The 11,938-nt window shown below is 37.6% G+C and carries 16 protein-coding genes; 9 read left to right on the top strand and 7 right to left on the bottom strand.

The annotated features are described in order from the left end of the window. Nucleotides 1-9 precede the first annotated feature (9 nt). On the bottom strand, nt 10-588 hold the full coding sequence (locus OTK00_RS10405; protein WP_045168887.1) for a hypothetical protein: 579 nt from the start codon (nt 586-588) through the stop codon (nt 10-12). A 195-nt stretch (nt 589-783) separates the two neighbouring features. On the opposite strand from OTK00_RS10405, the gene OTK00_RS10400 reads away from it, so the two are divergent. Both OTK00_RS10400 and OTK00_RS10395 read left to right on the top strand, forming a co-directional pair. Continuing rightward, the gene (locus tag OTK00_RS10400) at nt 784-1,071 is read left to right on the top strand and encodes an AbrB/MazE/SpoVT family DNA-binding domain-containing protein (RefSeq protein WP_045168888.1); all 288 of its coding nucleotides are present in this window, start codon (nt 784-786) and stop codon (nt 1,069-1,071) included. Beyond that, nucleotides 1,052-1,462, top strand: coding sequence for a PIN domain-containing protein (locus tag OTK00_RS10395; protein WP_045168889.1), 411 nt, complete (start codon nt 1,052-1,054; stop codon nt 1,460-1,462). Before OTK00_RS10400 ends, OTK00_RS10395 begins: the two co-directional genes overlap by 20 nt. A 31-nt stretch (nt 1,463-1,493) precedes the next feature. On the opposite strand, the gene OTK00_RS10390 is transcribed toward OTK00_RS10395, so the two are convergent. The 4 genes from OTK00_RS10390 to OTK00_RS10375 form a co-directional block, all read right to left on the bottom strand. Further along, nucleotides 1,494-1,715 (bottom strand): YetF domain-containing protein, encoded by a 222-nt coding sequence (locus OTK00_RS10390; protein WP_241765451.1) that lies wholly within the window; start codon nt 1,713-1,715, stop codon nt 1,494-1,496. A 26-nt stretch (nt 1,716-1,741) separates the two neighbouring features. After that, nucleotides 1,742-2,449, bottom strand: coding sequence for an SDR family NAD(P)-dependent oxidoreductase (locus tag OTK00_RS10385; protein ID WP_045168890.1), 708 nt, complete (start codon nt 2,447-2,449; stop codon nt 1,742-1,744). Between the two features lie 123 nt (nt 2,450-2,572). Further along, complete coding sequence (locus tag OTK00_RS10380) at nt 2,573-2,929, bottom strand: gamma-glutamylcyclotransferase family protein (RefSeq protein ID WP_045168891.1); 357 nt, start codon at nt 2,927-2,929, stop codon at nt 2,573-2,575. A 63-nt stretch (nt 2,930-2,992) separates the two neighbouring features. Then, nucleotides 2,993-3,382: a winged helix-turn-helix transcriptional regulator gene (locus OTK00_RS10375; RefSeq protein ID WP_045168892.1), complete on the bottom strand. Its 390-nt coding sequence runs from the start codon at nt 3,380-3,382 to the stop codon at nt 2,993-2,995. Between the two features lie 158 nt (nt 3,383-3,540). On the opposite strand from OTK00_RS10375, the gene OTK00_RS10370 reads away from it, so the two are divergent. After that, nucleotides 3,541-4,728: an iron-containing alcohol dehydrogenase gene (locus OTK00_RS10370; RefSeq protein WP_045168894.1), complete on the top strand. Its 1,188-nt coding sequence runs from the start codon at nt 3,541-3,543 to the stop codon at nt 4,726-4,728. A gap of 129 nt (nt 4,729-4,857) precedes the next feature. Here the strand turns inward: OTK00_RS10370 and OTK00_RS10365 are convergent, their stop codons facing one another. Next, the gene (locus tag OTK00_RS10365) at nt 4,858-5,157 is read right to left on the bottom strand and encodes a DUF1634 domain-containing protein (protein ID WP_045168895.1); all 300 of its coding nucleotides are present in this window, start codon (nt 5,155-5,157) and stop codon (nt 4,858-4,860) included. Between the two features lies 1 nt (nt 5,158). Then, a complete protein-coding gene (locus OTK00_RS10360) occupies nt 5,159-5,995 on the bottom strand; it encodes a sulfite exporter TauE/SafE family protein (RefSeq protein ID WP_045168896.1) in 837 nt (278 codons plus the stop codon). Nucleotides 5,996-6,153: 158 nt separating this feature from the next. Here OTK00_RS10360 and murB point away from each other — a divergent pair, with 158 nt between their 5' ends. The 6 genes from murB (at nt 6,154) to OTK00_RS10330 (ending at nt 11,930) form a co-directional block, all read left to right on the top strand. Further along, on the top strand, nt 6,154-7,089 hold the full coding sequence (murB, locus tag OTK00_RS10355; RefSeq protein WP_045170091.1) for a UDP-N-acetylmuramate dehydrogenase: 936 nt from the start codon (nt 6,154-6,156) through the stop codon (nt 7,087-7,089). A 31-nt stretch (nt 7,090-7,120) separates the two neighbouring features. Next, nucleotides 7,121-7,993 carry an RNase adapter RapZ gene (rapZ, locus tag OTK00_RS10350; RefSeq protein WP_082054602.1) on the top strand — a complete coding sequence of 291 codons (873 nt, stop codon included), beginning with the start codon at nt 7,121-7,123 and terminating at the stop codon, nt 7,991-7,993. Nucleotides 7,994-7,999: 6 nt separating this feature from the next. Continuing rightward, nucleotides 8,000-9,322, top strand: coding sequence for a gluconeogenesis factor YvcK family protein (locus tag OTK00_RS10345; RefSeq protein WP_045168897.1), 1,323 nt, complete (start codon nt 8,000-8,002; stop codon nt 9,320-9,322). 48 nt (nt 9,323-9,370) lie between these two features. Then, a complete protein-coding gene (gene whiA, locus OTK00_RS10340) occupies nt 9,371-10,348 on the top strand; it encodes a DNA-binding protein WhiA (RefSeq protein WP_045168898.1) in 978 nt (325 codons plus the stop codon). Further along, on the top strand, nt 10,323-10,616 hold the full coding sequence (locus OTK00_RS10335; protein WP_045168899.1) for an HPr family phosphocarrier protein: 294 nt from the start codon (nt 10,323-10,325) through the stop codon (nt 10,614-10,616). The genes whiA and OTK00_RS10335 overlap by 26 nt, the downstream gene beginning before the upstream one ends. 66 nt (nt 10,617-10,682) lie before the next feature. Continuing rightward, nucleotides 10,683-11,930: a homocysteine S-methyltransferase family protein gene (locus tag OTK00_RS10330; protein WP_045168900.1), complete on the top strand. Its 1,248-nt coding sequence runs from the start codon at nt 10,683-10,685 to the stop codon at nt 11,928-11,930. The last annotated feature ends 8 nt before the right edge of the window (nt 11,931-11,938 follow it).

Raw genomic sequence — 11,938 nt, 5'->3', positions numbered from 1 at the left:
TGCTTGATTTTATGGCTCATATCCGGGAAGAAAATTAAAAGTTTCTGAAGTGATCTTCCACTCACCATTTTCTTTTTCCAAATTGAAATAATGCCTTTCACCCACTTTTGTAAAGTTGTGAGCAATAAACCTTTCCTTCATTACAGACATATACTCACCAAATATGTCAACTACAACTGCTGCTTTTTTGCCTTTGACTTTTATTTTCAAAAATTTTATATCGGATATTTTAAGATCAACAGCTCTTATATCTGAAGGGTATGCTTCAGAAAGTACTGCTTCCTGATACACCTTCAACCTGTTTGCAAACCAGCCGGATTTTTTGCTCAGGTATTTTTCACATACTTGTTCAACTTCTTTAAGTTTTTTATCAACAATTTCATCAGGAATTTTAATATCTGGTGATTTTGTATATTCAGCAGGAAAGATAATTAATTGATTTATCTTTAGAGCTCCCGTGACTGTTTTTTTTATGTTTTCTTTCTCAATGTTCAATTTTTGAATACTTTTTGTGCCGATAAAAATGAATATTACACAACTTATTGAAAAGATAACTAAAATTAAAGAAAGAATTTTCCTTTTTTTCACTTCTATGATACCTCCAAAATAGACTCCATATTACTTACTCCAATATTATACATTAAATATGTTTAGAGGTAAATATAGCTAAGTAAAGAATAGTGTTATTTAAAAGAGATTTAATGAACATTGAATTGCATCATTGAAATTTTAGATTTCATGAATTATAATAAGCTTAGAATAATTTTTAATGAGGTGTTTTGTATGATACGTGCAACGTCGAAAATTACTGGGAGGGGACAAGTACAGTTGCCAGCTGAGATAAGAAGGATTATGGGGGGAGAGATAGGGGACAGTGTGCTTTTCACCGTGCAGGACGATGGCAAGGTTGTAGTTGAAGTTATAAAAAAGCGAAAACTATCAGACCTTGGGGGTGCTCTAAAGTCATCAGTCGTATTTACAGATTTGGAACATGAAGCTGAGGCTACAAAGGAAATCTGGGTAAGCAAAAGAGTAAAGGGGACACAGCATAATGGAAAAAATATGGATTGATGCAAATATAATTTTGAGATATCTTTTGCATGACCACGAGGAGTTTTTTCAGAAAGCTAAGAAGATTATGCTCAAAGCCGAGCAAGGAAAATTAAAACTGCTTGTTGCCCCAATTACAATCGCAGAGGTTGTATGGACTCTTGAGTCGTTTTATAAGATACCAAAAGATAAAATAGCTGATATTCTCAGTTCATTCATATGCTCAGATGGTATTGAAGTGGAAGAAGAGGATGTTGTTCTTTTTGCACTCAAAAATTATAAGGAAAGCAATGTTGATTTCATTGATGCATATCTTTCCAATCACATGGCAAAGTCAGGGAACAACAGGATATTCACTTTTGATAAAAAGCATTTTTCAAGACTTAATGTTAAAATTGTAGATATGGCTTAGAGTTAAGAATTTTAAGAACAGGTTAAATTTTTCATTCTCTTTGCTTTATCCTCAATGGTATTTTCTTTTTTACATACTCATCTTTTGACTGCTTAGTAATAATACTTATATTACCATCCATTTCAAGAACCCCAAGTTCAACTTCTTCAATTGACAGGGCACCATGTTCTCTTATAGCTTCAAGTAATTCGTCCCTTGTAATTTTAGCTTTGGAAAGATTCTCAATATTAATTTTCCCATTATAAATCAGCAACAGGGGTTCACCTTCTATTAATCTCACTATACCATCATCTGTTCACCTTTGTAATTTATATACCACACATCTTTGTCTATCTTTACGTTGCCTGCTATTATGTCATAAATACCCTGGGCAGATTCCATAGGGTCAATTTGCGCACCTTCGCCACCCATGTCTGTTTTCATCCAGCCAGGATGCATAGCGTAAACTCTGCAAGCATCACCAATAGTTCTTTTCAAAATTATAACAGCTTTGTTAGCAGCTGCTTTTGAGATGGAATAGGCAGGGAAATTGCTGCCAGTATTGGTTATTGAAGCAGCATCAGATGTTATGAAAATCATGATTCCTTTGCCATCTTTTCTAACAATATCGTAAGTATGTTTCATAACTATTACTGTTCCAATTGTATTTACTTCTAATGTTTTTCTTAAAATATCAATATCAGTGTTAAGGATGTCTGAGTTCCTGTCGGATGGGAAAAGTACACCAGCATTGTGAATAACAGCATCTATTTGACCGTATTTTTCTTTAATAATACCAACAGCCTGTGAAACCGATTTTTCGTCTGAAACGTCCATGGATACCAAGAAGACTTCACCATTATAATTTTTGGAATTCACGAATTCCTGCAGTTTGCCAATATCGTCTTTTTCATAAAACCCGGCAATTACAATGTGTCCCATTTGCACAAACTTTTTTACAAGACATAAACCAAGTCCTTTATTTGTCCCTGTTACTATTACCTTCATAAAAACATTCTCTCCTTTTAAAAAAATTTTTTAAGAATTAAACACCAGCCTTCAGTTTTATTATATCATCTTTTGTAAAAAGTCCAATCACATCTATTAATAAAAAATTAAAAATTTGAAGCTTTACTCCTTCCACGGCTGATTCTCAAGAGGAATGTAGTTATCCTCATTAACCTCAAGCAAATATACATAGGTGAAGGCTTTCAAAGTGTTGCCATTTTCAAGCACAACCTCAACCTCTTTTCTCCTGTAAAGCTCACCTTCATCTTCAAATTCATCTATCTTTTTTAAGGTGCTTATGTCAATCTGGTAAACCTCACCGAGCACCTTTGAGTTCTCTTTTGGCACTATTGCAGGGTACCAGCTTACCTTGTAGAGCCCAAAGCCATCCAAAATTGCTTTTCCTATGAGTTTACAGCCATTTAATAAAAAGTTGTGGCTGTTGTGGGAAAGAAGACTACCATAGACGAAAAGATACACCTTAAATCATTTCTCCCTTTTTTTATATTTAAAATTTTCCGGTCAACTTTCATTTTTGTTTAATCAATCATCCTGAGCAATGTTGCAGGAATCCTCATTGCAGAGGCAGTATTTCAATTTGTATCCAAAATAGTCATACTTATCAGCCCAGTCGCACATCATATCAAGGATTGGCAAAACCTCTTTTCCTTTTTCAGTAAGGCTATATTCCACCTTTACAGGCACCTCGGGATATACTTTGCGCAAAATCAAGCCATGCTCTTCAAGTTCCCGAAGCTGCTTTGTCAGAATTCTGTGGGTAATATCAGGGATTAAGTGTTGCAGCTGGGCAAACCTCAGTGTTCCATACTCACCTAAATACCACAGAATAAGTGGTTTCCATTTTCCGCCTATTACCTCAAATGCAACTTCTATTTCACATGTTGCTTCTTTGACCTTCTGCTTTTGAGCCATATCAAAAAACACCTCCCTTTGGTATCATCTATGATACTTTATATCCAAAAAGTGCACTCTTGTAAACGTTGACGAGAATATTATACTAAACTTAAAAGGTATTTTTATTTTGAGTTTTTAAATTTTTGAAATTTTTTATTTTTGGAGGGATAAAAGCAATGGATAATTTGGTGTTTAACTATTTTATACCCACAAAAATCCTCTTTGGACCGGGGTCTTTAAACAGGCTCAAAGACGAAAAAATGCCGGGTAAAAAGGCTTTGATTGTCATATCGGCAGGTACATCCATGAAAAAGCATGGATACTTGGACAGGCTAACTTCTATACTGAAAGAAAAAGGGATTGACTATGTTGTGTTTGACAAAATTTTGCCCAATCCTATAAAAAAACATGTTATGGAAGGTGCAAAATTAGCAAAGGAAGAGGGATGCGACTTTGTGATTGGGCTTGGTGGTGGAAGCAGTATAGATTCTGCAAAGAGCATTGCTCTGATGGCTAAGCACGATGGCGATTACTGGGACTATATTGTGGGCGGGACAGGCAAAGGGAAGTTACCAGAAAACGGTGCACTTCCAATTGTTGCAATAACAACAACGGCAGGCACAGGAACAGAAGCTGACCCGTGGACTGTTATAACAAACGAAGAGACAAATGAGAAAATAGGCTATGGCAATCAGTATACATTCCCAACACTTTCTGTGGTTGACCCGGAGCTTATGCTGAGTGTGCCACCCCATCTTACCGCATACCAGGGGTTTGATGCCTTCTTCCATGCAGTTGAAGGGTATATTGCAAAGATTGCAACACCAATAAGCGATGCATTTGCGCTCAAGAGTGTTGAGCTTATTGCAAAGTATCTTCCGATTTGCGTCAAAGATGGCAGCAATCTTGAGGCAAGGACGTATGTCGCTCTGGCAAACACTCTATCTGGCTTTGTGGAATCAACTTCCAGCTGCACATCAGAACATTCAATGGAGCATGCTCTTTCTGCTTTTCACCCGGATTTGCCGCATGGTGCAGGGCTTATAATGCTATCCGAGGCTTATCATACGTTCTTTGCATCAAAGGTGCCTCAAAGGTACATTCAGCTTGCTAAAGCTATGGGTGTTGATGTTGAAAGTTTGCCTGAGGATGAAAGACCATTTGCATTTATCAGGGCAATGAAAAAGCTACAGGAAGATTGTGGTGTTGGAAATTTGAAGATGTCTGACTATGGAATTAAAGAGGATGAGATAGAAAAACTTGCTGACAATGCGATAAAGACAATGGGCGGGCTTTTTGAGGTTGACCCGTATAAGCTTTCTTTTGAAGATACAGTGGAAATTATGAAAAAGGCTTATAAATAAAAATAAGGACATAAATCAGGCAGAAAAAATTAAAAAGGACATAGCCGGCCTGTGCGAGTGCAGCTGGCTGTGTCCTTTATTATCTTTTAACTGCATTGGCATGACAGATATAAGTTTTTTGCCTGTGTTTTAAAACCTCAGTGAAACCAGTATATTGCTCAGCACAATAATCACAATTATAGCCAGCGTAATTGCAAAGTATATAAAATCCTTTTCGAGAAGAAACATAAGCAATGAGGCAACCAGCCTTGCAAAGGGTGTTAAAAATAGAATATAAAGCCCTGCCTTTATTATCAAAGTTGCCATTTTTGCACCAATTACAATGTGAGCAAAAAGACCAGCAGAGATGACAGAAATAGAAAGTACAACTCCAGACCTTAAAATCCAGCTAATAATATTTTCCATGTTAAGACTTCTTTTGTTTTGCATTTCAAAACAACCCCTTTTTAATCATTTCAAATGATGTATAAATCAAAACAATAGCAAAGGCTATTTTCAAATATTTTGACTTTATGTAGGGCATAACTTTAGCACCAGTCAAAGATCCAACTAAAACTCCAGCTGCAACAGCCCCGCATGTGTCATATACAATATCTCCTCGTGCAAGGTATATACTGATGCTTGCCAAGGCTGTTACACCCATCATGAAATTGCTTGTTGCGGTTGAGACCTTAAAGGGTAGTTTCATTATTGTATCAAGAGCCAGCACTTTGAATATACCGCTGCCTATTCCCAAAAGTCCTGACAGAAGTCCTGCAAATATCATCATCAAAAAACCCCAGAAAGTATTTTGTGCTCTGTATGTTATTTCTCTGTTTGAAATCCTGTCATAATAGCTTCCGTAAAGCCCGAGAATCTGTGTCCACTTTGCATAAGAAAGATTTTCTTCTGAGCAGTCTTTATACTTTTCATCAGAATTTCTATTTTTTATCATTAATAGCGAATTGTAGAGAAGAAGTATTCCAAATATCACTGACAGAATCTTTGCCGGCAAAAAACCGCTCAAAATTGCACCAAGCACACCACCAATAACCGTTGCAAGCTGCAAAAACATTCCTATTCTCAGGTGTGTCAGTCCATCTTTTACATACGCCGAGGCGGCGCCGGATGATGTTGCAATGACAGATACAAGCCCTGCTGCCGCCGCCTGGTGCATATTCAGTTTGAACACTATTGACAGAAACGGAATTACAATGAGCCCACCGCCAATTCCCAAAAGCGATCCGACAAATCCTGCAATTGCCGATACCAACAATACTTCAATCATTTTTTCTACTCTCCTTACCTTGAGCTTTCCTTTTATTATACCACTGAGTCTACAGGGTTGGTAATTATAAATTTACGGATTTTGCACAAAGGTAATTAAACTTTTTTTGTAGATATAATATAATAAGAGATGAAAGGAAGGTATTCCGGGTGATTGATGTGGAGTTTGAGAAAGATATTGAAAAATTGAATATAGAATTTTTGAAAGACAAACCTCTGAAAGATTTTACAACGTTTAAGATTGGCGGGATGGCAAGATATATTGTTTTTCCAAAGACGGCAGCTGAACTGGGTGAGGTCATAAAACTTGCCAGAAAAAATCAAATGGATTGGAAGGTTTTAGGAAACTTTTCAAATGTGCTTGTATCAGAAAAAGGGTTTGATGGTGTTATAATTACCACAGTCAGGATGGACTTTTATAAAATAGATCAGAATGTAATTGAGGCAGAATGCGGATGTATGATTTCTCAGGTGGCCAAAAAGGCGTGCGAAAATAATTTAAAAGGACTGGAGTTTGCAGCAGGGATTCCGGGGACGGTTGGCGGTGCTGTTTACATGAACGCAGGCGCATATGACGGGGAGATAAAGGATGTGTTTGAATTTGCAGAGGTTCTGGATGAAAATCTAAACGTCGTTAAACTTGAGAAAGCAGATATGAGGTTTTCGTACAGACACAGCAGGTTAAAAGAAGAAAAGTTGATCTTGCTAAAGGCAACCTTCCGTCTGCAATATGCACAAAAAGGGGATGTTTTGCCCATCGAAAAAGCAAATGAGTTCAACCGAAGGAGAAGGGAAAAACAGCCACTTTTGTATCCAAGTGCAGGCTCTATTTTCAAGCGTCCGGCAGGGTATTTTGCAGGGAAGCTTATTGAAGATGCTGGTTTGAAAGGATACAGGATTGGCAATGCATGTATTTCAGAAAAGCATGCAGGTTTTATTGTAAATCTTGGCGGAGCATCCGCAGAGGATGTAAGAAAGCTTATTTTTCATGCGCAGAAAACTGTGTATGAGAAGTTCGGGGTGCTTTTGGAGCCCGAAGTGGAGTTCATAGGCGAGTTTGAAACACCACTTTTTGAACCTGATTCAAAGTGTTAGGACAATTATTTAAAACAGAAGGGTGATTATATTGGAAATAGTGATAATTACTGGTATGTCCGGTGCGGGGAAGAGTCTGGCAATCAGAGCGTTTGAGGATATGGGCTTTTTTTGTATAGACAACCTTCCACCGCAGTTTTTGCCAAAGATAGCTGAGCTGGCAAGTGCGACCAAGGATAAAATTTCAAAGGTTGCAGCTGTTGTTGATATTCGCGGTGGAGAGCTTTTTGACTATTTTAAAGATGTTTTGAAAGAGCTCAAAAAAGGAATGTACAATTTTAAGCTTCTTTTTTTGGATGCACATGACAGTGTGCTTATTAAGAGATACAAAGAGACAAGGCGAAAACATCCTTTGAGTGCTGAAAGTGATGGCAGTATCCTGGAGGCGATACAGAAAGAAAGAGAAAAGCTTGAGGATATAAAAAGATATGCTGATTTTACAATTGATACCTCCACTCTTTCTCCGAAAGATTTGAAGGATAAGCTTTTTGAAATTTTTTCTGCCCAAAAATCTCAGGAAACAATGTTAATAACTATTATGTCATTTGGGTTTAAATACGGACTGCCGCTTGATGCTGACCTTGTCTTTGATGTAAGGTTCATTCCCAACCCTTTTTATGTGGATGATCTAAAACACAGAACAGGGAAAGAAAAAGAGGTAAAAGAATATGTCTTGAAGTGGGATGTGACAAAGAGGTTTTTGGACAAGCTTTTCGATTTAATTTTATTCTTAATACCAAATTATGCTGAAGAAGGTAAAGGACAGCTTGTCATAGCGATTGGCTGTACGGGTGGTAAGCACAGGTCTGTTACAATCGCCGAGGAGCTTTTTGAACTTGTAAAAAGTAAGGGATACAGAACATCAATTTTTCATAGAGATATAGAGAAGGATGTAAAAGGGTGAAGATTTATGATATTTGACTTGCTAAAACCGGGGATATATATAAAAAGATGGATTTTGTTAATGATTGTGTGCATTTTATTTATTTCTGCGTCATTGAGCAAATCCATTGATGTATTTAACTTTACAGTAGTGCTTCAACTTCCTGTGAGGATAATTTTGTTTATAGCTGGAATTTTACTGTTTTTCTTTTCTGTGCTGGGGCTTATGAAAGGGTTTATAAAACTTCTAAACAAGAGTCTTCCTTTTAGAATAAGCCAGAAGACCATATTTGATGCAATATATTCAAAAGGTTTTTTGGAAAAAGGTCCGAGGATTGTTGCAATTGGTGGCGGTACAGGCCTTTCAACAATGCTAAGAGGAATAAAAAACCTTACTGCCAACGTAACAGCTATTGTCACTGTTGCAGACGATGGTGGCGGTTCGGGGAAACTGAGAGAAGACCTTGGTATGCTTCCGCCCGGTGATATCAGAAACTGTATCTTAGCGCTTGCAAACACTGAAGAGATAATGCAAAATCTTCTTAACTACAGGTTCAAAGAGGGAAGTCTTAAAGGGCAGAGCTTTGGAAATCTTTTTTTAGCTGCAATGACAGGAATTGCTGGAAGCTTTGAGAAAGCAATAAAACTCATGAGCGAGGTTCTGGCAGTAAGAGGGAAGGTTTTGCCGGTTACACTTGAGAACATAAATCTTTGTGCTGAGCTGGATGATGGAAGTGTAGTTGTTGGCGAATCCAAAATACCCGAGGTTGTGAAGGAAAAGAAAGGTAAAATAAAAAGAGTTTTTATAGTTCCCCAGGATGCAAAGCCCTACAGTGAAGTTTTGGAAGAGATTGAGAAAGCAGATGTTATAATAATTGGACCGGGGAGCCTTTATACAAGTATTATGCCCAATCTGGTGTTTGAGCAGGTTGTTGAGAGCATAAAGAAAAGCAAAGCGAAAAAGATTTATATTGCCAACATAATGACCCAGCCCGGTGAGACAGATGATTACACGCTTTATGAACATGTCAGTGCAATAGAAAAACACTGCAAAGGAAAAATTTTTGACATTATTATTGTAAACAAGCAGCCAGTGCCACCTGACATACTAAAAAGATACCAGGAGGATGGCGCAAAGCCAATTTTTGCCGACAGAAAGACAAAAGAAAGCGGCTATACATTAATTGAGGAAGAGCTTTTGAGTATTTCAAATGGGCTTGTAAGGCACAATTCAACAAAACTGGCAAAAGTTATTAGCAATATTCTCTATGGCAAGAATGTAATGCATGACTATAAGCTGGGTTATTTAAAACTGAAAAGCTTCAGCAAACCTTTTAGAGGCTCCCTTTAGAGGCTAAGGTGCTACATAAAAAAGCCCTTTTCTGGAGGCGAAGCAAAAATGTCATTTTCGTCATCTGCAAAGGCGGAGGTTTCAAAAAAACTATCTCAGGCTACGTGTTGCAGAAAAGTTGCAATTGCTGCGTTTTTAAAGTTCTCAGGGATGATTTATCAATCTGAAGACATATTTTCTTTTAAAGCTTCGTTTGAAAATGCCCAGACAGCAAGAGCATTTTTTCTTCTTGTAAAGAATGAGTTTTCCAAACACTGTGAAGTTACAGTAAAGAAAAATAGCAAACTCAACAAAAACTATGTGTACACAATAATATTACCACCGTGTAGTGATAACCTTCAAATTTTAAAAGAGCTTCACTTTGTGAAAAGGTCTTCAAAGAAATACATTCTGGATTTTTCCCTGAAAGAGGATTTGGTAAAGAAGAAATGCTGCAAAAAAGCTTTTTTGCAGGCCACTTTCCTGTCATGCGGGTCGATTACCAACCCTGAAAAGATGTATCATCTGGAATTTGACCTCAAGAGCAAAGAAGATGCAGAACTTTTGCAAAAGGTTTTGAGATATTTTGAGTTTGAGGCAAAAATTGTTGAAAGAAAGTCCCATTATGTAGTATACTTAAAAGAAGGTGAACAGATAGTAGACTTTTTGAATATAATCGGAGCACATGCGGCTTTGCTGGAGCTTGAGAATATCAGAATTGTAAAAGAGCTGAGGAACAATGTCAATCGCCTTGTAAATTGTGAAACTGCCAATTTGGAAAAGACCATAAATGCCTCAATGAGGCATATTGAAAATATTGAGTTCATCGAAAAGACAATCGGTCTTGACAGTCTTCCCGAAAATTTGCGCGAAATAGCAAAACTCAGGATAAAATATAAAGACGCTTCATTAAAAGAGCTTGGGAATATGTTAAAGACACCCCTTGGCAAGTCTGGTGTTAATCACAGGCTGAGAAAGATAGACAAAATTGCCGAGGAACTTAGAAAAGGAGGAGTATTGTATGCAAAGCCTTCAAATGAGAGTTGAAAATTCTCAGGGCATCTCATCCAGAGGTGCAGCACTTTTGGTTCAGGTTGCAAGCAAGTTCAGGTCAGTAATTTTGATAGAGAAGGAAGAGAAAAGAGCAAATGCAAAGAGTATCATGGGTTTGATGTCGCTCATAGTAAACTACGGTGATGAGATAACAATTATTACAGAAGGTGAAGATGAGAAAGAGGCGCTGGAAGCGGTTGTGAAGCTCATTAACTCTGATTTCAGTGAAGAGGTTGCCAAAGAGATTACACAGGAAAAATAAGGATTTTCAAAAGCTGCTTAAAAAGCAATTTTAAGCAGCTTTTTTTAAAATCTGAAAAGAGAGAGGATGGATGCTGTTTTGTTCAAAAGTGAGGTTTACAGGAGGGTTTTAATTTTTGACGGTGCTATGGGAACCCAGCTTATTCAAAATGGACTGAAAGAGGATGAGTGTCCTGATTTGTGGTCGGTCACAAAGCCAGATGTCATAGCAAAGATACATAGAAGCTACTTTGAAGCAGGCTCTGACTGTGTTGAGACAAACACATTTGGAGCAAACAGGGAAAAGCTCAAAAAATATGGGCTTGAAAAAGAGGTAAGCAAAATAAATAAAGCTGCTGTGCAGATTGCAAAAGAGGTAGCAGCAGGATATGGTGGTTATGCCGGGCTTTCTGTTGGACCAACAGGAAGATTGATGGCTCCATCTGGAGATTTGTACTTTGATGAGGCAGAGGAAATCTTCTATGAGCAGATTTTGGCAGGAATTGAAGCTGGAGCTGATTTTGTTTCCATTGAGACAATGTCTGACATAAAAGAGGCAAAGGCTGCGTATTTTGCATACAAAAAAGCAAAAGAAGATACAAACAAAGATGTTGCCTGTCTTGTTTCTTTAACATTTGAAGAGAACAAAAGACTTTTAATGGGTACACCCCCAGAAGCTGCTGCCTACTTTTTTGGTTTTATCGGGGCTGACCTTGTTGGTGCAAACTGCTCGGGTGGGGCAAAACAGCTTCTGGATGTTGTAAAAACTATGGGTGAGTTTTCATTTGTGCCGCTCTCAACAAAGCCAAATGCAGGGCTTCCGAAGATTGTGGATGGCAGGGTGGTGTATGAGGATTGTGTTGCTGATTTTAAATCTTTGGCAGAGGAATTTGTCAGCAGCGGGGTCAGGCTTTATGGTGGCTGCTGTGGAACAAACCCTGAATATATAAGGGCGATTGCAGATGCGTTTAAAGGGAAAGAAGTTTTATTTGAAAGCAGAGCTGAAAAGAGGTTTATAACATCAATATATTCAATTTTGGATGTATCTTCGAATTTTAGCATATATGAATTCAAACTCACAAATGATTTTTCTCAGGAAGATACTTTTGAGCTTGTGGGTATTGATGAAGATGCTATTTTAATTGATATTGATGAAAATATAGATCCAGAGGTTTTAAAAAGCTTTTTGCTTGAATCACAGGACTTTACAAAAAAGCCCTATATATTCAATATTACAGCAGAGAATCAGGTTGACGTAATTGACAGATACTACTTTGGGGTATATGCTGCAGTGTCAAACCTTTGTGGAATTGGCGGAGTTAAGGTAAAAATTTAAAGGAATAG

Origin of the sequence: Caldicellulosiruptor morganii, from assembly GCF_026810225.1 — a bacterium.
In the GTDB taxonomy this organism is placed as follows: Bacteria; Bacillota; Thermoanaerobacteria; order Caldicellulosiruptorales; family Caldicellulosiruptoraceae; genus Caldicellulosiruptor; species Caldicellulosiruptor morganii.
The sequence above is the reverse complement of the archived record's forward strand: the minus strand, read 5'-3'. Positions and strand labels throughout refer to the sequence as shown.

What these genes read in the sequence shown, in the direction of transcription:
- OTK00_RS10400 (WP_045168888.1), top strand. Translation starts at nt 784, where the DNA reads ATGATACGTGCAACGTCGAAAATTACTGGGAGGGGACAAGTACAGTTG.
- OTK00_RS10395 (WP_045168889.1), top strand. Translation starts at nt 1,052, where the DNA reads ATGGAAAAAATATGGATTGATGCAAATATAATTTTGAGATATCTTTTG.
- OTK00_RS10385 (WP_045168890.1), bottom strand. Translation starts at nt 2,449, where the DNA reads ATGAAGGTAATAGTAACAGGGACAAATAAAGGACTTGGTTTATGTCTT.
- OTK00_RS10375 (WP_045168892.1), bottom strand. Translation starts at nt 3,382, where the DNA reads ATGGCTCAAAAGCAGAAGGTCAAAGAAGCAACATGTGAAATAGAAGTT.
- OTK00_RS10370 (WP_045168894.1), top strand. Translation starts at nt 3,541, where the DNA reads ATGGATAATTTGGTGTTTAACTATTTTATACCCACAAAAATCCTCTTT.
- OTK00_RS10365 (WP_045168895.1), bottom strand. Translation starts at nt 5,157, where the DNA reads ATGCAAAACAAAAGAAGTCTTAACATGGAAAATATTATTAGCTGGATT.
- OTK00_RS10360 (WP_045168896.1), bottom strand. Translation starts at nt 5,995, where the DNA reads ATGATTGAAGTATTGTTGGTATCGGCAATTGCAGGATTTGTCGGATCG.
- OTK00_RS10345 (WP_045168897.1), top strand. Translation starts at nt 8,000, where the DNA reads ATGATATTTGACTTGCTAAAACCGGGGATATATATAAAAAGATGGATT.
- whiA (WP_045168898.1), top strand. Translation starts at nt 9,371, where the DNA reads ATGTCATTTTCGTCATCTGCAAAGGCGGAGGTTTCAAAAAAACTATCT.
- OTK00_RS10335 (WP_045168899.1), top strand. Translation starts at nt 10,323, where the DNA reads ATGCAAAGCCTTCAAATGAGAGTTGAAAATTCTCAGGGCATCTCATCC.
- OTK00_RS10330 (WP_045168900.1), top strand. Translation starts at nt 10,683, where the DNA reads ATGGATGCTGTTTTGTTCAAAAGTGAGGTTTACAGGAGGGTTTTAATT.